Source organism: Bradyrhizobium sp. Mp27 (genome assembly GCF_029953005.1).
GTDB lineage: Bacteria > Pseudomonadota > Alphaproteobacteria > Rhizobiales > Xanthobacteraceae > Bradyrhizobium > Bradyrhizobium barranii.
On record NZ_JASAUS010000068.1, the window covers coordinates 1 to 17,594 of the forward strand.

The window sequence follows — 17,594 nt, forward strand, 5'->3', positions numbered from 1 at the left end:
TAAACGTCCTGCCTGACCGGCTACTGCTGTTCAGCGGCGCTGACGGCGATCATCAGGTGGGGGAGTTTCAAGTGACCATACCCGGGGGATTTTGACCGACCCACGGGGCCGGAAAGGTCGATCTTCATGAATCATCTCCATTGTTGCCGAAGCGGATATCGTGTCCAGCGCACGCCGCTTCAATCGCCACAACTGCGAAATCGTAGAGTGGGACAAAGCGACTTGTCCGCCGCAGCTCGAAGAGCGAAGGCGGAGGCGCGCCCACCTTTTCGACACGAGTTGAAAGCGGAACGGTGGGCACGGCGCGCGAAGAGCGCACCCTTGCCCACCCTACGGCACTATTGCCGCGGCGGTAGCGTCCTGAGAAACGCGACGATGGCATCGAGGTCCTGCGCCGCCATGCTGGCATAGGCAGCATAGGCCATCGGCGGCTTGAGCTTGTGGCCGTCGCGCGCGATGCCTTGCGTAATCGCACGTTTGATTTCGTCGTCGCTCCAGCCGCCCAGGCCGGCCGCGGGATCCGCGGTGATATTGGGGGAGATGGATTCGCCCCACGGCCCCTTGAACGTGCGGCCACCCTTGCCGCTCGCACCCGCGAAATCATGCACGGCGGACGGGCCCTCCGGCGTGTGGCATTCCAGGCAATGGGCGATGGTCAGGAGATAGCGGCCGCGCGCGAGCTTGTCGGAGAGCTCGGCCTCGGTCGCCTGCTTGCCGGCATAGGTCGGCGTTTCCGGCTTCAGCGCGATCCTGTATTCCGGCGCCGGGGTTTCGCGGCGCACTGCGGGTATTGAGCGCAGGTAAGCGGTAAGCGCATCGAGATCCCGGGCCGTGAGCACCGTGTAGAACGCGGTCGGCATGATCGGCGCGACCTTGGTCCCGTTCGGCCTGTTGCCGCTGACCAGAAACCGCTTCAGCTCGGCATCGCTCCAGTTGCCGATGCCGGTGTCCTTGTCCGGCGTGATGTTGGAGCCGGTGACCTTGAAGGCAGGCTCATCGAAGACCTGGCTGCCGCCCGCGAGCGCGCGCGAGAGATCGAGGCCCTGCGGCCCGCGCGGCGTGTGGCAGTTGTGGCAGACCATCACGCTGTTGACGAGATAGGCGCCGCGTTCGATCAGCGTCTCGCCGGTGGCCGGCGACATCAACAGCGCCAGCGCGATCCCAAGCACAATCCTCATCGACAGCCCCCCGGCCGGAATCGCGTTCACCAGACGATGCGCGACATGAGATATCGCCGCGCCATACAAAAAAAGCGGCGCCCAGGGGCGCCGCTTTCTGAAAACTGAGGTACCGGCCGGCTTACGCCGCCTCGGCTTCCTTCTCCTGCACCGGACCGGAGTCCTGGCCCTTGGCATCGACGTCGCGGTCGACGAACTCGATCACGGCCATCGCAGCGTTGTCGCCGTAGCGGAAGCCGGCCTTGATGATGCGGGTGTAGCCGCCCTGACGGTCCTTGTAGCGGGGCGCCAGCACGTCGAACAGCTTCTTGACCTGGTCCTTGTCGCGCATCTCGGAGATCGCCTGGCGACGCATGGACAGGCCGCCCTTCTTGCCGAGGGTGACGAGCTTCTCGACGATCGGGCGGAGCTCCTTGGCCTTGGGCAGCGTGGTGACGATCTGCTCGTGCTTGATCAGCGCGGCGCACATATTGGCGAACATCGCGCGGCGATGCTCGGCCGTGCGGTTGAGCTTCCGATGAACCTTGCCGTGACGCATGTAACTATTCCTTAGTTTGAAACTGCCGCGACGGTTCGTCGGACATGTTGCTCAGGTGGGCTGCCTGCGTTCGCCCATTAAAAATCGTGGCCGGATATCTCCGGCCACGACGATGAAGTCGGATCAGTAGTGATCCTCGAAGCGCTTGGCGAGCTCGTCGATGTTCTCCGGCGGCCAGCCCGGCACTTCCATGCCGAGGTGCAGACCCATCTGGGCCAGCACTTCCTTGATCTCGTTCAGCGACTTGCGGCCGAAGTTCGGAGTGCGGAGCATTTCCGCTTCGCTCTTCTGCACGAGGTCGCCGATGTAGACGATGTTGTCGTTCTTCAAGCAGTTGGCCGAACGCACCGACAGCTCGAGCTCGTCCACCTTCTTGAGGAAGGCCGGGTTGAAGGCGAGGTCCGGGATGATCTCCTGGGCGACTTCCTTGCGCGGCTCTTCGAAGTTGACGAACACGTTGAGCTGATCCTGCAGGATGCGGGCGGCATAAGCCACCGAGTCATCCGGCGTCAGCGCGCCGTTGGTCTCGATCGTCATGGTCAGCTTGTCGTAGTCGAGGATCTGGCCCTCACGGGTGTTCTCGACCTTGTAGGAGACCTTGCGGACCGGCGAGTACAGGCTGTCGACCGGGATCAGTCCGATCGGCGCGTCCTCGGGACGGTTGCGCTCGGCGGGCACGTAGCCCTTGCCGGTGGCGACCGTGAACTCCATGCGGATCTCGGCGCCCTCGTCGAGCGTGCAGATCTGGAGGTCGGGGTTGAGGACGACGACGTCGCCCACGGTCTGGATGTCGCCGGCGGTGACGACGCCCGGGCCCTGCTTCTTCACGACCATGCGCTTGGGGCCTTCGCCCTGCATCTTGATCGAGATGTCCTTGATGTTGAGCACGATGTCGGTGACGTCTTCACGGACACCCGCGATCGAGGAGAACTCGTGCAGCACGCCGTCGATGTGCACCGACTGCACCGCCGCGCCCTGGAGCGAGGAGAGCAGGATACGGCGCAGCGCGTTGCCGAGCGTCTGGCCGAAGCCGCGCTCGAGCGGCTCGGCGACGATGGTCGCGAAACGAGTCGAATCGCTGCCGGGCTGGATCTGGAGCTTGTTCGGCCGAATCAGTTCTTGCCAATTTTTCTGGATCGTCACTGTTTCACCCATACAGGCCAGTCAAACTGCTAGTGCAGACACTGGCGTTGGAGAAAGGCCGCGGATCATTCGCGCGGCTTTGCAAAAAGTCATTGCGGGCGACCAATGCGCCCGCAACTTGGTATCAAACGCGCCGACGCTTGCGGGGACGGCAACCGTTGTGCGGGATCGTGGTCACGTCGCGGATCGAGGTAACGGTGAAGCCCGCGGCCTGGAGGGCACGGAGCGCCGACTCGCGGCCCGAACCGGGACCGGCGACTTCGACTTCGAGCGTGCGCATGCCGTGCTCTTGCGCCTTCTTCGACACGTCCTCGGCGGCAACCTGCGCGGCGTACGGGGTCGACTTGCGCGAACCCTTGAAGCCCATCGTGCCGGCGGAGGACCAGGCAATCGTGTTGCCCTGCGCGTCGGTGATGGTGATGGTCGTGTTGTTGAACGACGAGTTCACGTGCGCGACGCCGGAGGCGATGTTCTTGCGCTCACGACGACGAACGCGGGTGGCTTCCTTGCCCATAGAGTACCTTTCCTGAAGATCTCAAACGCCGCCGTAATGCCAGCGGCTACACCTGTGGAACGAAAGGCGCGTGGCGAACGGGTCTCCCCTTTCGCCACACGCCGCGATTGGATTCGAAAACTTACTTCTTCTTGCCGGCGATGGCCTTGGCCGGACCCTTGCGCGTACGCGCATTGGTGTGGGTACGCTGACCGCGCACCGGCAGGCCACGACGATGACGCAGGCCGCGATAGCAGCCGAGGTCCATCAGACGCTTGATGTTGATGCCGACCTCACGACGCAGGTCGCCCTCGACGAGATAGTCGCGGTCGATCACTTCGCGGATCTGGAGCACTTCGGCATCGCTGAGCTGGTTCACGCGACGATCCTCGGGGATCTTCACCTTCTCCAGGATCTCACCAGCGATCTTCTGGCCGATGCCATGGATGTACTGGAGCGCGATCAGCACGCGCTTGTTGGTCGGAATGTTCACGCCGGCAATACGGGCCACGGCCTTCTCTCCTGTTGCCGATCCCTCGTCAGGAACCGGTCTTTAAGTGCTTGGTTTCTCGGGCAGGTGTTCACAAACGCGAACACGACGCCCACCCCTGGTCTTCCTGGGGCCCGGCATCGTTTGAAACTATCCGACTTGGATGCGGGGCTTATTAGGGGATTCAGGGGGCTTTCGTCAACCGCTGCTAGCGCTTAGCTCGCTTTTTCGCGACCTTTTTTGCGGCCTTTTTGGCACCTTTTTTGACAGCCTTCTTGGCGGTCGTTTTGGCTGCCTTTTTGACCGTTTTCTTGGCCGCCTTCTTGGTGCCCTTTACGGCCTTCTTGGCGGCCTTTTTAGCGGATTTGGCCGCCTTTTTGGCGGTTTTCGCCGGTTTTTTGGCTGCCTTGGCCTTCTTGGTGCCCTTCTTGGCGGGCCCCGACTTGGCCGCGCTGCGCGCTTGGGCCTTGCCGTGCGTCTTGGGCTCGACCGCCCCGAGGGCCAGGAGCTGGCGATGAATCGCGCGGGTGACCTCGTCGATCGCCATCATGCCGTCGATGGTCGAGAGCTTCCGCCGCTCGGAATAGTAGTGAATCAGCGGTTCCGTCTGGCTGCGGTAGCTGGCGAGTCGCTTGGTCAGGACCTCCGGAGTGTCGTCGACCCGGACCTCCTCCCCGCGCTCCCGCATCTGGGCGACGCGGGTCTCGACGCGACTCAGCAGCGCGCTCTCGTTGACGCGGAGCTCGACCACGGCGTCGAGCTTGAGATGCTTGTGCTTGAGCAGCTCATCCAGCGCCTCGGCCTGCGGCACGGTGCGAGGGAAGCCGTCGAGGATGAAACCGTTCTTGGCGTCCGGCTGGTCGATGCGGTCGGAGATGATTCCCACCACGATCTCGTCGGGCACGAGGCCGCCGCTGGCCATGATCTCCTTGGCCTTCAGCCCGACCGGCGTTCCCGCCGCAACGGCCGCGCGCAGCATCTCGCCGGTCGAGAGCTGGACGATGCCATAGCGCTGCACCAGCAGCTGCGCCTGGGTCCCCTTGCCCGACCCCGGCGGTCCCAGAAGTATAATTCTCATCGGCGTACGCCCCCCGGATTGGTGAGCGATACGTCGCGCACCTGTGTTTGAAGTCCAATGACAGTGCAAATCATAATCGGCGTCGCACCGCTACCCATATCATAGGGGAGCAAATGCCAGGACGCCAAGAAGGCCTTTGAAATCAGTGATTGCGTCGCAGGGAGAGCAGCTCTGCCGATGTCTTGGAATGGCTGACTGGTCGCCTCGGCGGGCGCCGCGCGTTGCTCGCGCGGCGAATCGGCGGCGCTGTCGCGCCGCCCTCGGAGAACGCCGCGCCTAGCGGCGGCGGCCGCGCAGCTTCGACTTGCGGATCAAGCCCTCATACTGATGCGCCAGCAGATAGCCCTGCACCTGCGCCACCGTGTCCATGGTGACACTGACGACGATCAGCAGCGAGGTGCCGCCGAAGTAGAACGGCACCGAGGCGTAGGAGATCAGGATTTCCGGGATCAAGCACACGATCGCCAGATAAATCGCGCCGAGCACGGTGATGCGCGACAGCACGTAGTCGATATATTCCGCGGTCCGCTCGCCCGGACGGATGCCCGGAATGAAGCCGCCATGCTTCTTCAGATTGTCCGCGGTCTCGGTCGGGTTGAACACGATCGCAGTGTAGAAGAACGCGAAGAACACGATCAGCGCGAGATACATGATCAGGAACAGCGGACGGCCGTGGCCGAGCTGGGTCGTGATCCACTGGAACCATTCCGGCCCGCTGCCGGCGTTGAAGTTGGCAACCGTGGTCGGCAGCAGCAGCAGCGAGGACGCGAAGATCGGCGGGATCACGCCCGAGGTGTTGAGCTTGAGCGGCAGATGCGAGGACTGGCCCTCGAACATCTTGTTGCCGACCTGGCGCTTCGGATACTGGATCAGCAGCCGGCGCTGTGCGCGCTCCATGAACACGATGAAGGCGATCACGGCGACCGCCATGATGATGACGACCAGGATCAGGCCGGTCGACATGGCGCCCTGACGGCCGAGCTCGAGCATGTTGGCGAGCGCCGCGGGCAGCTCGGCGACGATGCCGGCGAGAATGATCAGCGAGATGCCGTTGCCGATGCCGCGCGAGGTGATCTGCTCACCCAGCCACATCAGGAACATGGTGCCGCCGGTCAGCGTGATCGCCGTGGACAGGCGGAAGAACATGCCGGGGTCGCTGACGACGTTGCCGGCGCCTTCGAGGCCCACCGCGATGCCGTAGGACTGGAACGCGGCCAGGATCACCGTGAGATAGCGGGTGTACTGGTTCAGCAGCTTGCGGCCGGACTCACCTTCCTTCTTCAGCGCCTCGAGTTGCGGCGAGACGGTGGTGAGGAGCTGGATGATGATCGAGGCCGAGATGTACGGCATGATGTTCAGCGCGAAGATCGCCATGCGGTGGATACCGCCGCCGGCGAACATGTTGAACATGCCGAGGATGCCGCCCGCCTGGGAGCGGAACACCTGTTCCCAGATGTTGGGATCGATGCCGGGCAGCGGGATATAGGTCCCGAGCCGATAAACGAGCAGCGCACCCAGGGTGAACCAGATGCGCTTCTTCAGTTCGTCAGCCTTGGCAAACGCACCGAAATTGAGATTGGCTGCCAGTTGTTCCGCTGCAGAGGCCATCTTGGACTTTCTCCCGCCGCCTATTGCGCCGTCATGCCCGCGGCCGGGCTACTCTAGCGGACACCGGACATTATCTGGGGCTCGGCTTCGATAAGTCCACGTCCCACACGCGTAAAGGCCCGCGAGCCGCGGGCCAATGACGCAGTTGTTACGCCGCCTCGCCTTCTTCCTTGGCAGGGGCGAGGATCTTCACCGAGCCGCCCGCCTTCTCGACCGCGGCGATCGCGGTCTTCGTGGCGCCGTGCACTTCGATGTTGAGCTTCGACTTGAGCTCGCCGCGGCCGAGCAGCCGCACGCCGGCCTTGGCGCGGCGCAGCACGCCGCCCTTCACCAGGGCCTCGACGTTCACGACGCTGCCGGCGTCGATCTTCTTGGCATCGACCGCTTCCTGGAGCCTATCGAGATTGATCTCGGCGAACTCGACGCGGAAGATGTTGTTGAAGCCGCGCTTCGGCAGACGGCGATGCATCGGCATCTGTCCGCCTTCGAAACCCTTGATGCGCACGCCCGAACGCGCGGTCTGGCCCTTGCCGCCGCGGCCGGACTGCTTGCCCTTGCCCGAACCAATGCCACGGCCGACGCGCATACGCTTCTTGCGCGAGCCGGCGTTGTCGGCGATATCGCTGAGCTTCATCGCCCTGCTCCTTGTTTCTTGCGCATGATCTTCACCGAAAACGGGTGCCCGCTTTTCGGGATCCTGCGCCTTTGCTTACTTCTCGTCGACGATGCGAACGAGATGGTGAACCTTCTCGATCATGCCACGAACCGCCGGGGTGTCCGGCAGTTCGCTGGTGCGGCCGATCTTGTTGAGCTTGAGTCCGATCAGCGTCGAACGCTGCGAGTGATGGCGGCGGATCGCGCTGCCGGTCTGCTCGAGCTTGATCGTCTTTGCTGCCTTGGCCATGGGAGTCTACTCCGAAAAGCTTCCGTTAGTCGGCAGCCGCCTCGGCGTCACCGCCGATACGGCGGGACTGGAGGGTGGACACCTTGATATTGCGGCGGGCTGCGACCGAACGCGGCGAATCCTGATGCTTCAGCGCGTCGAAGGTTGCGCGAACCATGTTGTAGGGGTTCGACGAGCCGATCGACTTCGCGACCACGTCCTGGACGCCGAGCGTCTCGAACACGGCGCGCATCGGGCCGCCGGCGATGATGCCGGTACCGGCCGGAGCAGCACGCAGGTAGACACGGCCCGCGCCATGACGGCCGGCGATGTCGTGATGAAGCGTACGGCCCTCGCGCAGCGACACGCGGGTCAGGTTGCGCTTGGCGGATTCAGTCGCCTTGCGGATCGCCTCAGGCACTTCGCGCGCCTTGCCGTGACCGAAGCCGGCGCGGCCCTTCTGGTCGCCGATCACGACCAGCGCTGCGAAACCGAAGCGCTTGCCGCCCTTGACGACCTTTGCCACGCGATTGATGTGGACGAGCTTGTCGACGAACTCGCTGTCGCGCTCCTCCCGGCGTTCACGTCCGCCGCCGCCGCGTTGATCGCGTCCACCACGTTGTTCGCGTTCTGCCATTTTTCCATTCCTTCAGAGGCTTGCGCCTCAATCCTCAAATTCTATTAGAAGCTCAGCCCGCTCTCACGCGCAGCGTCGGCCAGTGCCTTGACGCGCCCGTGGTAGAGGTAGCTGCCGCGATCGAACACGACTTCCTTGACGCCCTTCTCGGCGGCGCGCTCGGCCAGCAGCTTGCCGACCGCCTTCGCCGCATCGATGTCGGCGCCGGTCTTGCCGCCGTCGCGCATCGACTTCTCGAGCGACGAGGCAGAGGCCAGCGTCTCGCCCTTCAGGTCGTCGATGACCTGGGCGTAGATGTGCTTGGACGAGCGAAACACCGACAGACGCGGACGACCGCCACCGGAGCGGCGCAGCTTCAGCCGCACACTCCGCTTGCGCCGGGCATTGGTAACCTTGGCTTTGGACATGACCGGCTCCGTTACTTCTTCTTGCCTTCCTTGCGGAAGATGAATTCGCCAACATACTTCACGCCCTTGCCCTTGTAGGGCTCCGGCGGACGATAGGAGCGAATCTCGGCGGCGACCTGGCCGACACGCTGGATGTCGCTACCGGTCACCGTGATCTCGGTCGGCTTCGGCACGGTGATCGTGATCCCTTCCGGGATCGCGTAGACCACGTCGTGGCTGTAGCCGAGCGCGAGCTGCAGGTTCTTGCCCTGCATCGCGGCGCGGTAACCGACGCCGGTGATTTCGAGCTTCTTCTCGAAGCCCTTGGTGACGCCTTCGACCAGATTCGCGACCTGGGCGCGAGCGGTACCGTACAGGGCCCGCGCGCGGTTGGTCTCGAGCCGCGGCTTGACCTTGATCTGGCCGCTCTCGAGCTTCACCTCGACGTCGTCATGGACGACGAACTGAAGCTGGCCCTTCGGCCCCTTCATCTTGACGGTCTGCCCATCGACGGTCGCGGTAACACCCGACGGAACCGCCACAGGCCTTTTGCCAACACGTGACATGGATCAAAAATCCTTCTCAGAACACCGTGAAGAGGACTTCGCCGCCCACATTCGCGTCGCGCGCGCTGTGGTCAGCCATGATCCCCTTCGGCGTCGACAACACCGAAATGCCGAGCCCGTTGTTGACCCGCGGCAGGTTCTTCACCGAGGCGTAAACACGACGCCCGGGCTTGGAAACACGTTCGATCTCGCGGATGACGGGCTCGCCGTCGAAATACTTCAGCTCGATCTCGATCTCGCTGCGGCCCGAGGAGTGCTCGAGCGTGGCGTAACCGCGGATGTAGCCCTCGGACTTGAGGACCTCCAGCACGTTCTCGCGCATCTTCGAACCAGGCGTGGACACCTTGCTCTTGGAGCGCATCTGCGCGTTGCGGATGCGGGTGATCAGATCGCTGATTGGATCGTGCGTAGACATCTAAACGACCCTCCTTACCAGCTGGACTTCACGAGGCCCGGGACCATGCCCTTGGAGCCAAGGTCGCGCAGCGCGATACGGGACAGCTTGTTCTTGCGATAGTTCGAGCGCGGGCGGCCCGACAGCTCGCAACGCAGACGGACGCGGGTCGCCGACGAATTGCGCGGCATTTCCGCAAGCTTCAGGGTCGCGGCGAACCGCTCCTCCATCGGCAGCGTCTTGTCGGCGATGATCGCCTTCAACCGCTCGCGCTTCGGGGCGGCGTTCTTCACCATCCGCTTGCGCCGGTTGTTCTTCTCGACTGAACTCTTCTTTGCCATGCTTGGCTCCTGGGTATCCGCGTTTGAGAGGCTTTAGGTCAGCGTCTCACTGCCGGAACGGGAAATTGAAAGCGGTCAACAAGGCCCTCGCCTCTTCGTCGGTCGTGGCCGTGGTGCAGACGGTGATGTCCATACCGCGGGCTTCCGTGACCTTGTCGAAGTCGATCTCGGGGAAAATGATGTGCTCCTTGATGCCGAGCGAGTAGTTGCCGCGGCCGTCAAAGCTCTTCGGGTTCAGGCCGCGGAAGTCGCGGACGCGCGGCAGCGCAACCGTCACCAGGCGATCGATGAACTCGTACATGCGGGCCTTGCGCAGCGTGACCTTGCAGCCGATCGGCTGGTTTTCACGCAGCTTGAAGGTCGCGATCGCGATCCGCGAATAGGTCACGATCGCCTTCTGGCCGGCGATCTGGGTCAGCTCGGCAGCGGCAGTCTCGGCCTTCTTGCGGTCGTTGACGGAATCGCCAACGCCCATGTTCAGCACGACCTTGTCCAGGCGCGGAACCTGCATCACGTTCTCATAACCGAACTTCTCGGTCATCGCCGTGCGGATCTTCGCGTCGTATTCCGCGCGCAGGCGCGGCGTGTAAGCGGCCTCAGCCATCGATCTCAGCTCCCGAGCTCTTGGCGATGCGGACCTTCTTGCCGTCCGCCAAAATCTTGAATCCGACGCGGGTCGGCTTTCCGTCCTTGCCGACATACGCGATGTTGGACAGTTGGATCGGCGACTCCTTCGAGATGATGCCGCCCTCCTGAGCCTGCGTCTGCTTCTGGTGACGCTTGACCATGTTGATGCCGCGCACGAGCGCCGTGCCGGCGGTGGGACGCACCTCGAACACTTCGCCGGTGCGGCCCTTGTCGCGACCGGTCAGCACGACGACCTTGTCGCCCTTGCGGATCTTCGCAGCCATCACAGCACCTCCGGCGCGAGCGAGATGATCTTCATGTGGTTCTTAGCGCGCAGCTCGCGCGGCACGGGCCCGAAGATACGGGTGCCGACCGGCTCGGACTGATTGTTGATCAGGACGGCGGCGTTGCGGTCGAAGCGGATGACCGAACCGTCGGCGCGGCGAATGTCCTTGCGGACACGCACCACGACGGCCTTCATCACGTCGCCCTTCTTCACCTTGCCACGCGGAATCGCTTCCTTGATCGAGACGACGATGATGTCGCCGATCGTGGCGTAGCGGCGCTTGGAGCCCCCGAGCACCTTGATACACATGACACGGCGTGCGCCAGAATTGTCGGCCACGTCGAGGTTGGTCTGCATCTGAATCATTGATGCACCTCGTCCTCTTTCTCTTTGCGCCAGCCCAGCCGGCGCTCAACATTTCCCTGAAGTCAGTCGGCTAAAGCCAACAGATCAGGCGCTTTTCTTGTGTTCGCCCCGGATCACGACCCAGCGCTTCAACTTCGAAATCGGCTTCGATTCCTCGATCCACACCATGTCGCCCGGCTTGAACTCGTTGCTCTCGTCGTGCGCGTGATAGTTCTTCGAACGGCGGATCGTCTTCTTGTAGATCGGGTGCGTGAAGCGGCGGTCGACCCGCACCACGATGGTCTTGGCTTGCTTGTCGCTGACGACCACGCCCTGCAAAGTACGTTTCGGCATCTTCGTAAGCCTCTTACTTCTTCTTCGCGCGCGTCTGCGCGGCGACGGTCTTGATCCGGGCGATGTCACGGCGAGCCTCGCGCAGGCGCGAGGTGTTCTCGAGCTGCCCGGTAGCGCGCTGGAAGCGCAGGTTGAAGCGCTCCTTCTTCAGGTTCAGGATGGCGTCATCCTGCTGATCGGGGCTCATCGCGCGGATGTCTTCGATCTTCATCTGTGCCATGGCCATTACTCCGCAATGCGCTCGACGAAGCGCGTCTTGATCGGCAGCTTGGCGGCCGCCAGGGTCAGCGCCTCACGCGCCGTCTGGGTGTTGACGCCGTCGATCTCGAACAGCACCCGGCCCGGCTTGACGCGCGCGACCCACAATTCCGGCGAACCCTTGCCGGAGCCCATGCGGACTTCGGCTGGCTTCTTCGACACCGGAACGTCGGGGAACACGCGGATCCAGACGCGGCCGGCACGCTTCATGTGGCGGGTCAGCGCGCGGCGAGCGGCTTCGATCTGGCGCGCGGTGACGCGCTCAGGCTCGGTCGCCTTCAGGCCGAACTGGCCGAAGGCCAACGTCGCGCCCGAAGACGCAACGCCGTGGATGCGGCCCTTATGCGCCTTCCGGAACTTCGTTTTCTTAGGTTGCATCATGGCTTTAAGCCCTCAAATTCCTGTGCTGGCTCAGGCTGCAGCCGTATCGCGGCGCTGACGGCCACCACGATCACCGCTACCACCCGTCTCGCCTTCGGCCATTCTCTTGTCCTGGGCCATCGGATCGTGCTCGAGGATCTCGCCCTTGAAGATCCAGACCTTGACACCGCAGGTGCCGAAGGTCGTGAACGCGGTCGCAACGCCGTAGTCGATGTCGGCGCGCAGCGTGTGCAGCGGCACGCGACCTTCGCGGTACCACTCCATGCGCGCGATTTCCGCGCCGCCCAGACGACCCGAGCAGTTGATGCGGATGCCTTCCGCGCCAAGACGCATCGCCGACTGCACGGCACGCTTCATGGCACGGCGGAACGCCACGCGGCGCTCGAGCTGCTGCGCGATCGACTCGGCCACCAGCGTCGCATCGAGCTCCGGCTTGCGGATCTCGACGATGTTGATGACGACGTCGGACGAGGTGATGTCCGCGACCTTCTTGCGCAGCTTGTCGATGTCGGCGCCCTTCTTGCCGATCACCACGCCCGGACGAGCCGAGTGGATGGTGACGCGGCACTTCTTGTGCGGACGCTCGATCACGATGCGGGCGACGGCCGCCTGCTTGAGCTCCTTGTGCAGGATCTCGCGGATCTTGACGTCCTCGTGCAGCAGCTTGCCGTATTCCTGCTTGCCGGCGAACCAGCGGGAATCCCAGGTCCGGTTGATGCCGAGACGCAGACCGATCGGATTGATCTTTTGACCCATCGTGTGCTCCTGCGTCCCTTAGGCCGCTGCTTCGGCTTCGACCTGACGAACGATGATCGTCAGCTGCGAAAATGGTTTGTAGACGCGGCCCGAACGGCCACGGCCGCGAGCGGCAAAGCGCTTCATCACGAGGCCGTTGCCGACGAAGGCCTGCGCCACGACGAGATCGTCGACGTCGAGGTCGTGGTTGTTTTCGGCATTGGCGATAGCCGATTCCAGGCACTTCTTCACGTCAACGGCGATCCGCTTGCGCGAGAACTGCAGATCGGCGAGCGCAGCAGCCGCCTTCCGGCCGCGAATGAGCTGGGCGACCAGGTTGAGCTTCTGCGGGCTCACCCGCAGCATCCGGGCGACCGCCTTGGCCTCGTTCTCGGCGAGGCTCCGTTCGCGCTTAGGTTTGCTCATCGTTTAATCCTCAAGCCTTCTTGGCTTTCTTGTCGCCGGAGTGGCCATGGAAGGTCCGGGTCGGCGAGAACTCGCCGAACTTGTGACCGACCATTTCCTCGTTGACGGCAACCGGTACGTGCTTCTGACCGTTGTAGACGCCGAAGGTCAGGCCGACGAACTGCGGCAGGATCGTCGAGCGACGGCTCCAGATCTTGATGACGTCGTGACGGCCGGACGCGCGGGCGGCATCTGCCTTCTTGAGCAGAGAACCCTCGACGAACGGGCCTTTCCAGACTGAACGAACCATGTCCGGCGTTCCTTACTTCTTCCGCTTGTGGCGGCTTAGGAGAATGAATTTGTTGGTCGACTTGTTGCTGCGGGTCTTCTTGCCCTTGGTCGGCTTGCCCCACGGGGTGACCGGGTGGCGACCGCCCGAGGTACGACCTTCACCACCGCCGTGCGGATGGTCGATCGGGTTCATCGAAACACCGCGGTTATGCGGCTTGCGGCCCAGCCAACGGTTGCGGCCGGCCTTGCCGATCGAGGTGTTCATGTGATCCGGGTTCGACACCGCGCCGATCGTGCCGCGGCAACGGCCGTGCACCAGGCGCTGCTCGCCCGAGTTCAGGCGGATGATCACGTAGTCGTGGTCGCGGCCGACGAGCTGGGCGTAGGTGCCGGCGGAACGAGCGAGCTGGCCGCCCTTCCCGATCTTGACCTCGATGTTGTGGATGATCGTGCCGACCGGCATGTTGCCGAGCGGCATGACGTTGCCCGGTTTCACGTCGACATAGTTGCCGGCAACCACGGAATCACCGACGGCAAGGCGCTGCGGCGCCAGGATATAGGCCTGGGTGCCGTCTTCGTACTTGACCAGCGCGATGAACGCGGTGCGGTTCGGATCGTATTCCAGCCGCTCGACCGTCGCGGGCGCATCGACCTTGTCGCGCTTGAAGTCGACGATGCGCAGCGTCTGCTTGTGACCGCCACCGCGGAAGCGCACGGTGATGCGACCGGTGTTGTTGCGACCGCCCGAGGAGTGCTTGCCTTCGGTGAGCGCCTTGACCGGCTTGCCCTTGTAGAGGGCCGAACGATCGACCATGACCAGCTGGCGCTGGCCCGGCGTCGTGGGATTGAATTTTTTCAGTGCCATCGTCGTACGACCTTACAGACCGGTGGTCACGTCGATCCGGTGACCCTCTTCGAGGGTCACGATCGCGCGCTTGCTGTTCGACTGCGAGCCGAGATTGCCGCGGAAGATCTTGGTCTTGCCCTTGCGGACCAGCGTGTTGACGCTCTTGACCTTGACGTCGAACAGCTTCTCGATCGCTTCCTTGATCTGCGGCTTGGTCGCCTTCGCGGCCACCTTGAACAGGACCTTGTTGTGCTCCGAGGCGATCGTCGCCTTTTCGGTCACGACCGGCGACAAGATCACGTCGTAGTGGCGAGGCTCGATGTTCTTCGTCATTTGAAGCGCGCCTCCAGCGCATCGATGGCGGCCTTGGTCAGAACGAGCTTCTGACGGCGCAGGATGTCATAGACGTTGATGCCCTGGATCGGCAGCACGTCCATGTTCGGGATGTTGCGGGCCGCAGCGGCAAAGCCGTTGTTGAGCTCGGCGCCGTCGATGATCAGCGCGTTGGTCAAGCCGAGGCCCGAGAAGTGGCCGAGCAGCGCCTTGGTCTTCGCGGCTTCCAGCGCGGCCTTGTCGATCACCAGCAGATCGCCGTCCTTGGCCTTCGCCGACAGCGCATGCTTGAGAGCAAGCGCGCGGACCTTCTTCGGCAGGTCGGTGGCGTGCGAACGCACAACCGGACCGAAGGCACGGCCACCGCCACGGAACTGCGGCACGCGGGCCGAGCCGTGACGAGCACCGCCGGTGCCCTTCTGCTTGTACATCTTCTTGCCGGTGCGCCAGATCTCGGCGCGGCCCTTGGCCTTGTGAGTGCCGGCCTGACGCTTGTTGAGCTGCCACTGCACGCAGCGTGCAATGATGTCCTGGCGCGGCTCGAGGCCGAAAATGGCGTCGGAAAGCTGGACCGAGCCGGCTTCCTTACCTTCGAGGGTCGTGACCTTCAATTCCATCTCACGCCTCCTGCGCAGCCGGAGCGGCGTCCGCTTCGCCAGCAACCTTAAACTTGCCGGGCTTCGGAGCTTCCTTCGGCAGCGGCTTCTTGACAGCGTCGCGCACGCGGATCCAGCCGCCCTTGGAGCCGGGAACGGCGCCTTCGACGAGGATCAGGCCGCGCTCGACATCGAGTTGAACGACTCGAAGGTTGAGCGTGGTGATGCGGTCGACACCCATGTGGCCGGGCATCTTCTTGTTCTTCCAGGTCTTGCCGGGGTCCTGACGGCCACCGGTCGAACCGATCGAGCGGTGCGAGATCGACACACCGTGGGTGGCGCGCAGACCGCCGAAGTTCCAGCGCTTCATGCCGCCGGCGAAGCCCTTACCGACCGAGGTGCCAGTGACGTCGACGAACTGGCCGACGACGAAGTGGTCGGCGAGGATCTCCGCGCCAACGGGGATCATGGCATCCGCGGAGACGCGGAACTCCTCGACCTGCCGCTTCGGCTCGACCTTGGCGACCGCGAACTGGCCGCGCTCTGCCTTGGGCATGTACACGGTCTTGCGGCTGCCAGATCCAAGCTGGAGCGCGACATAACCGTTCTTCTCTTCAGTGCGGTGGCCTACGACCTGGCAATTGCCGAGCTTCAGCACGGTCACGGGGATATGTTCGCCGGCCTCTGTAAAGACCCGCGTCATCCCGACCTTTTGTGCGATCACTCCGGAGCGCATCGGCGTGCTTCCTGTTCTTTCTGTCCGCTAGTCGCGAACGTGATCCAAAAATCTTAGAGCTTGATCTCGACGTCGACACCGGCGGCCAGGTCGAGCTTCATCAAAGCATCGACGGTCTGCGGGGTCGGATCGACGATGTCGAGCAGGCGCTTGTGGGTGCGCATCTCGAACTGCTCGCGGCTCTTCTTGTCGACGTGCGGCGAACGGTTGACGGTGAACTTCTCGATGCGGGTGGGCAGCGGAATGGGTCCGCGGACCTGCGCGCCGGTGCGCTTCGCCGTGTTCACGATCTCGCGGGTCGACGTATCGAGGATACGATGGTCGAACGCCTTGAGACGGATACGAATGTTTTGGCCGTTCATTGCCGTGCTTTCTCTAGTGAGTGGCGAGTAGCGAGTAGCGAATAGAATTCCCTATTCGCCACTCACCATTCCCTATTCGCTTGTTACTCGATGATCGAGGCGACGACGCCGGCGCCGACGGTGCGGCCGCCTTCGCGGATCGCGAAGCGGAGCTTCTCTTCCATCGCGATCGGCACGATCAGGTGCACTTCCATTGCGATGTTGTCGCCCGGCATCACCATCTCGGTGCCTTCCGGCAGATGCACGACACCGGTCACGTCGGTGGTGCGGAAGTAGAACTGCGGACGGTAGTTGGTGAAGAACGGGGTGTGGCGGCCGCCCTCTTCCTTGGTGAGGATGTAGGCCTCAGCCTTGAACTTGGTGTGCGGCTTGACCGAACCCGGCTTGCACAGCACCTGGCCGCGCTCGACGTCCTCGCGCTTGGTGCCGCGGAGCAGCGCACCGATGTTGTCGCCGGCCTGGCCCTGATCGAGCAGCTTGCGGAACATTTCGACGCCCGTGACCGTGGTCTTCTGCGTGGCGCGCAGACCGACGATCTCGATTTCCTCGCCGACCTTGACGATGCCGCGCTCGACACGGCCGGTCACGACGGTGCCGCGACCCGAGATCGAGAACACGTCTTCAACCGGCATCAGGAACGGCTGGTCGACCGGACGCTCCGGCTGCGGGATGTAGGAGTCGACGTTCTTCATCAACTCGAGGATGGCCTCGTGGCCGAGCTTCTTGTCGGAATCTTCGAGAGCGGCGAGCGCCGAACCCTTGATGATCGGGATCTTGTCGCCCGGGAAGTCGTACTTCGAGAGCAGCTCGCGGACTTCGAGCTCGACGAGCTCGAGGAGCTCCGGATCGTCGACCATGTCGCACTTGTTGAGGAACACGACGAGCGCGGGCACGCCGACCTGGCGGGCGAGCAGGATGTGCTCGCGGGTCTGCGGCATCGGGCCGTCAGCGGCAGACACGACCAGGATCGCACCGTCCATCTGGGCGGCGCCGGTGATCATGTTCTTCACGTAGTCGGCGTGGCCGGGGCAGTCGACGTGGGCGTAGTGGCGGTTCTGCGTCTCGTACTCGACGTGCGCGGTCGAGATGGTGATGCCGCGCGCCTTCTCTTCCGGCGCCTTGTCGATCTGGTCGTACGCGGTGAACGTCGCACCGCCGGTCTCGGCGAGGATCTTGGTGATCGCCGCGGTCAGCGACGTCTTGCCATGGTCGACGTGACCGATGGTGCCGATGTTGCAGTGCGGCTTGTTACGTTCAAACTTTGCTTTGGCCATTTGACTCTCCGTTCAATCGTCAGCTCTGG

Annotated in this window: 29 protein-coding genes; all 29 read right to left on the minus strand. The window is 63.4% G+C overall.

Annotated features, from left to right (window positions below; all coding sequences use genetic code 11):
- Window positions 1-338 precede the first annotated feature (338 nt).
- Window positions 339-1,178 carry a c-type cytochrome gene (locus tag QJT78_RS28565; RefSeq protein WP_028152977.1) on the minus strand — a complete coding sequence of 280 codons (840 nt, stop codon included), beginning with the start codon at window positions 1,176-1,178 and terminating at the stop codon, window positions 339-341.
- A 121-nt stretch (window positions 1,179-1,299) separates the two neighbouring features.
- Entirely contained in the window at window positions 1,300-1,716 is a 417-nt protein-coding gene (rplQ, locus tag QJT78_RS28570; RefSeq protein ID WP_014494513.1) for a 50S ribosomal protein L17, read from the minus strand.
- Between the two features lie 123 nt (window positions 1,717-1,839).
- Complete coding sequence (locus QJT78_RS28575) at window positions 1,840-2,871, minus strand: DNA-directed RNA polymerase subunit alpha (RefSeq protein ID WP_038942308.1); 1,032 nt, start codon at window positions 2,869-2,871, stop codon at window positions 1,840-1,842.
- A 112-nt stretch (window positions 2,872-2,983) separates the two neighbouring features.
- The gene (rpsK, locus tag QJT78_RS28580) at window positions 2,984-3,373 is read right to left on the minus strand and encodes a 30S ribosomal protein S11 (RefSeq protein WP_007603045.1); all 390 of its coding nucleotides are present in this window, start codon (window positions 3,371-3,373) and stop codon (window positions 2,984-2,986) included.
- Window positions 3,374-3,494: 121 nt separating this feature from the next.
- Window positions 3,495-3,863 (minus strand): 30S ribosomal protein S13, encoded by a 369-nt coding sequence (gene rpsM / locus QJT78_RS28585; protein ID WP_014494511.1) that lies wholly within the window; start codon window positions 3,861-3,863, stop codon window positions 3,495-3,497.
- A 187-nt stretch (window positions 3,864-4,050) separates the two neighbouring features.
- Window positions 4,051-4,920: an adenylate kinase gene (locus QJT78_RS28590; protein WP_038942309.1), complete on the minus strand. Its 870-nt coding sequence runs from the start codon at window positions 4,918-4,920 to the stop codon at window positions 4,051-4,053.
- A gap of 276 nt (window positions 4,921-5,196) precedes the next feature.
- Entirely contained in the window at window positions 5,197-6,528 is a 1,332-nt protein-coding gene (gene secY / locus QJT78_RS28595; RefSeq protein ID WP_028152980.1) for a preprotein translocase subunit SecY, read from the minus strand.
- Between the two features lie 148 nt (window positions 6,529-6,676).
- Complete coding sequence (rplO, locus tag QJT78_RS28600) at window positions 6,677-7,162, minus strand: 50S ribosomal protein L15 (RefSeq protein ID WP_014494508.1); 486 nt, start codon at window positions 7,160-7,162, stop codon at window positions 6,677-6,679.
- Window positions 7,163-7,237: 75 nt separating this feature from the next.
- Window positions 7,238-7,432: a 50S ribosomal protein L30 gene (rpmD, locus tag QJT78_RS28605; protein WP_011088137.1), complete on the minus strand. Its 195-nt coding sequence runs from the start codon at window positions 7,430-7,432 to the stop codon at window positions 7,238-7,240.
- Between the two features lie 25 nt (window positions 7,433-7,457).
- Window positions 7,458-8,048 carry a 30S ribosomal protein S5 gene (gene rpsE, locus QJT78_RS28610; protein ID WP_028152981.1) on the minus strand — a complete coding sequence of 197 codons (591 nt, stop codon included), beginning with the start codon at window positions 8,046-8,048 and terminating at the stop codon, window positions 7,458-7,460.
- Between the two features lie 44 nt (window positions 8,049-8,092).
- On the minus strand, window positions 8,093-8,455 hold the full coding sequence (gene rplR / locus QJT78_RS28615) for a 50S ribosomal protein L18 (protein ID WP_007603036.1): 363 nt from the start codon (window positions 8,453-8,455) through the stop codon (window positions 8,093-8,095).
- 11 nt (window positions 8,456-8,466) lie between these two features.
- Window positions 8,467-9,000: a 50S ribosomal protein L6 gene (gene rplF, locus QJT78_RS28620; protein WP_028152982.1), complete on the minus strand. Its 534-nt coding sequence runs from the start codon at window positions 8,998-9,000 to the stop codon at window positions 8,467-8,469.
- A 16-nt stretch (window positions 9,001-9,016) separates the two neighbouring features.
- On the minus strand, window positions 9,017-9,415 hold the full coding sequence (rpsH, locus tag QJT78_RS28625; protein ID WP_014494505.1) for a 30S ribosomal protein S8: 399 nt from the start codon (window positions 9,413-9,415) through the stop codon (window positions 9,017-9,019).
- Between the two features lie 14 nt (window positions 9,416-9,429).
- Window positions 9,430-9,735, minus strand: a complete 306-nt coding sequence (gene rpsN, locus QJT78_RS28630) for a 30S ribosomal protein S14 (protein WP_014494504.1) — start codon at window positions 9,733-9,735, stop codon at window positions 9,430-9,432.
- A 46-nt stretch (window positions 9,736-9,781) separates the two neighbouring features.
- Window positions 9,782-10,339, minus strand: a complete 558-nt coding sequence (gene rplE / locus QJT78_RS28635; RefSeq protein WP_028152983.1) for a 50S ribosomal protein L5 — start codon at window positions 10,337-10,339, stop codon at window positions 9,782-9,784.
- Complete coding sequence (gene rplX / locus QJT78_RS28640; protein WP_028152984.1) at window positions 10,332-10,646, minus strand: 50S ribosomal protein L24; 315 nt, start codon at window positions 10,644-10,646, stop codon at window positions 10,332-10,334. Before rplX ends, rplE begins: the two co-directional genes overlap by 8 nt.
- On the minus strand, window positions 10,646-11,014 hold the full coding sequence (gene rplN / locus QJT78_RS28645; RefSeq protein WP_007603030.1) for a 50S ribosomal protein L14: 369 nt from the start codon (window positions 11,012-11,014) through the stop codon (window positions 10,646-10,648). The genes rplX and rplN overlap by 1 nt, the downstream gene beginning before the upstream one ends.
- A gap of 84 nt (window positions 11,015-11,098) precedes the next feature.
- Window positions 11,099-11,347: a 30S ribosomal protein S17 gene (rpsQ, locus tag QJT78_RS28650; protein ID WP_007603028.1), complete on the minus strand. Its 249-nt coding sequence runs from the start codon at window positions 11,345-11,347 to the stop codon at window positions 11,099-11,101.
- A gap of 13 nt (window positions 11,348-11,360) precedes the next feature.
- Complete coding sequence (gene rpmC / locus QJT78_RS28655) at window positions 11,361-11,567, minus strand: 50S ribosomal protein L29 (RefSeq protein WP_011088144.1); 207 nt, start codon at window positions 11,565-11,567, stop codon at window positions 11,361-11,363.
- Between the two features lie 5 nt (window positions 11,568-11,572).
- Window positions 11,573-11,986 (minus strand): 50S ribosomal protein L16, encoded by a 414-nt coding sequence (rplP, locus tag QJT78_RS28660; protein WP_008136349.1) that lies wholly within the window; start codon window positions 11,984-11,986, stop codon window positions 11,573-11,575.
- A 30-nt stretch (window positions 11,987-12,016) separates the two neighbouring features.
- A complete protein-coding gene (gene rpsC, locus QJT78_RS28665; RefSeq protein WP_014494500.1) occupies window positions 12,017-12,742 on the minus strand; it encodes a 30S ribosomal protein S3 in 726 nt (241 codons plus the stop codon).
- A gap of 18 nt (window positions 12,743-12,760) precedes the next feature.
- Complete coding sequence (rplV, locus tag QJT78_RS28670; protein WP_008136353.1) at window positions 12,761-13,147, minus strand: 50S ribosomal protein L22; 387 nt, start codon at window positions 13,145-13,147, stop codon at window positions 12,761-12,763.
- Window positions 13,148-13,157: 10 nt separating this feature from the next.
- Entirely contained in the window at window positions 13,158-13,436 is a 279-nt protein-coding gene (gene rpsS, locus QJT78_RS28675; protein WP_008136357.1) for a 30S ribosomal protein S19, read from the minus strand.
- A 12-nt stretch (window positions 13,437-13,448) separates the two neighbouring features.
- A complete protein-coding gene (gene rplB / locus QJT78_RS28680) occupies window positions 13,449-14,282 on the minus strand; it encodes a 50S ribosomal protein L2 (RefSeq protein ID WP_028152985.1) in 834 nt (277 codons plus the stop codon).
- A gap of 12 nt (window positions 14,283-14,294) precedes the next feature.
- A complete protein-coding gene (locus QJT78_RS28685; RefSeq protein WP_007603019.1) occupies window positions 14,295-14,597 on the minus strand; it encodes a 50S ribosomal protein L23 in 303 nt (100 codons plus the stop codon).
- On the minus strand, window positions 14,594-15,214 hold the full coding sequence (rplD, locus tag QJT78_RS28690; RefSeq protein ID WP_011088150.1) for a 50S ribosomal protein L4: 621 nt from the start codon (window positions 15,212-15,214) through the stop codon (window positions 14,594-14,596). The genes QJT78_RS28685 and rplD overlap by 4 nt, the downstream gene beginning before the upstream one ends.
- A gap of 1 nt (window position 15,215) precedes the next feature.
- Entirely contained in the window at window positions 15,216-15,929 is a 714-nt protein-coding gene (gene rplC / locus QJT78_RS28695) for a 50S ribosomal protein L3 (RefSeq protein WP_014494498.1), read from the minus strand.
- Window positions 15,930-15,982: 53 nt separating this feature from the next.
- Window positions 15,983-16,291, minus strand: coding sequence for a 30S ribosomal protein S10 (gene rpsJ / locus QJT78_RS28700; protein WP_002712302.1), 309 nt, complete (start codon window positions 16,289-16,291; stop codon window positions 15,983-15,985).
- Window positions 16,292-16,374: 83 nt separating this feature from the next.
- A complete protein-coding gene (gene tuf, locus QJT78_RS28705) occupies window positions 16,375-17,565 on the minus strand; it encodes an elongation factor Tu (protein ID WP_014494497.1) in 1,191 nt (396 codons plus the stop codon).
- Window positions 17,566-17,594 lie beyond the last annotated feature (29 nt).

What these genes read in the sequence shown, in the direction of transcription:
- QJT78_RS28565 (WP_028152977.1), bottom strand. Translation starts at nt 1,178, where the DNA reads ATGAGGATTGTGCTTGGGATCGCGCTGGCGCTGTTGATGTCGCCGGCC.
- rplQ (WP_014494513.1), bottom strand. Translation starts at nt 1,716, where the DNA reads ATGCGTCACGGCAAGGTTCATCGGAAGCTCAACCGCACGGCCGAGCAT.
- QJT78_RS28575 (WP_038942308.1), bottom strand. Translation starts at nt 2,871, where the DNA reads ATGGGTGAAACAGTGACGATCCAGAAAAATTGGCAAGAACTGATTCGG.
- rpsK (WP_007603045.1), bottom strand. Translation starts at nt 3,373, where the DNA reads ATGGGCAAGGAAGCCACCCGCGTTCGTCGTCGTGAGCGCAAGAACATC.
- QJT78_RS28590 (WP_038942309.1), bottom strand. Translation starts at nt 4,920, where the DNA reads ATGAGAATTATACTTCTGGGACCGCCGGGGTCGGGCAAGGGGACCCAG.
- secY (WP_028152980.1), bottom strand. Translation starts at nt 6,528, where the DNA reads ATGGCCTCTGCAGCGGAACAACTGGCAGCCAATCTCAATTTCGGTGCG.
- rplO (WP_014494508.1), bottom strand. Translation starts at nt 7,162, where the DNA reads ATGAAGCTCAGCGATATCGCCGACAACGCCGGCTCGCGCAAGAAGCGT.
- rpmD (WP_011088137.1), bottom strand. Translation starts at nt 7,432, where the DNA reads ATGGCCAAGGCAGCAAAGACGATCAAGCTCGAGCAGACCGGCAGCGCG.
- rpsE (WP_028152981.1), bottom strand. Translation starts at nt 8,048, where the DNA reads ATGGCAGAACGCGAACAACGTGGTGGACGCGATCAACGCGGCGGCGGC.
- rplR (WP_007603036.1), bottom strand. Translation starts at nt 8,455, where the DNA reads ATGTCCAAAGCCAAGGTTACCAATGCCCGGCGCAAGCGGAGTGTGCGG.
- rplF (WP_028152982.1), bottom strand. Translation starts at nt 9,000, where the DNA reads ATGTCACGTGTTGGCAAAAGGCCTGTGGCGGTTCCGTCGGGTGTTACC.
- rpsH (WP_014494505.1), bottom strand. Translation starts at nt 9,415, where the DNA reads ATGTCTACGCACGATCCAATCAGCGATCTGATCACCCGCATCCGCAAC.
- rpsN (WP_014494504.1), bottom strand. Translation starts at nt 9,735, where the DNA reads ATGGCAAAGAAGAGTTCAGTCGAGAAGAACAACCGGCGCAAGCGGATG.
- rplE (WP_028152983.1), bottom strand. Translation starts at nt 10,339, where the DNA reads ATGGCTGAGGCCGCTTACACGCCGCGCCTGCGCGCGGAATACGACGCG.
- rplX (WP_028152984.1), bottom strand. Translation starts at nt 10,646, where the DNA reads ATGGCTGCGAAGATCCGCAAGGGCGACAAGGTCGTCGTGCTGACCGGT.
- rplN (WP_007603030.1), bottom strand. Translation starts at nt 11,014, where the DNA reads ATGATTCAGATGCAGACCAACCTCGACGTGGCCGACAATTCTGGCGCA.
- rpsQ (WP_007603028.1), bottom strand. Translation starts at nt 11,347, where the DNA reads ATGCCGAAACGTACTTTGCAGGGCGTGGTCGTCAGCGACAAGCAAGCC.
- rpmC (WP_011088144.1), bottom strand. Translation starts at nt 11,567, where the DNA reads ATGGCACAGATGAAGATCGAAGACATCCGCGCGATGAGCCCCGATCAG.
- rplP (WP_008136349.1), bottom strand. Translation starts at nt 11,986, where the DNA reads ATGATGCAACCTAAGAAAACGAAGTTCCGGAAGGCGCATAAGGGCCGC.
- rpsC (WP_014494500.1), bottom strand. Translation starts at nt 12,742, where the DNA reads ATGGGTCAAAAGATCAATCCGATCGGTCTGCGTCTCGGCATCAACCGG.
- rplV (WP_008136353.1), bottom strand. Translation starts at nt 13,147, where the DNA reads ATGAGCAAACCTAAGCGCGAACGGAGCCTCGCCGAGAACGAGGCCAAG.
- rpsS (WP_008136357.1), bottom strand. Translation starts at nt 13,436, where the DNA reads ATGGTTCGTTCAGTCTGGAAAGGCCCGTTCGTCGAGGGTTCTCTGCTC.
- rplB (WP_028152985.1), bottom strand. Translation starts at nt 14,282, where the DNA reads ATGGCACTGAAAAAATTCAATCCCACGACGCCGGGCCAGCGCCAGCTG.
- QJT78_RS28685 (WP_007603019.1), bottom strand. Translation starts at nt 14,597, where the DNA reads ATGACGAAGAACATCGAGCCTCGCCACTACGACGTGATCTTGTCGCCG.
- rplD (WP_011088150.1), bottom strand. Translation starts at nt 15,214, where the DNA reads ATGGAATTGAAGGTCACGACCCTCGAAGGTAAGGAAGCCGGCTCGGTC.
- rplC (WP_014494498.1), bottom strand. Translation starts at nt 15,929, where the DNA reads ATGCGCTCCGGAGTGATCGCACAAAAGGTCGGGATGACGCGGGTCTTT.
- rpsJ (WP_002712302.1), bottom strand. Translation starts at nt 16,291, where the DNA reads ATGAACGGCCAAAACATTCGTATCCGTCTCAAGGCGTTCGACCATCGT.
- tuf (WP_014494497.1), bottom strand. Translation starts at nt 17,565, where the DNA reads ATGGCCAAAGCAAAGTTTGAACGTAACAAGCCGCACTGCAACATCGGC.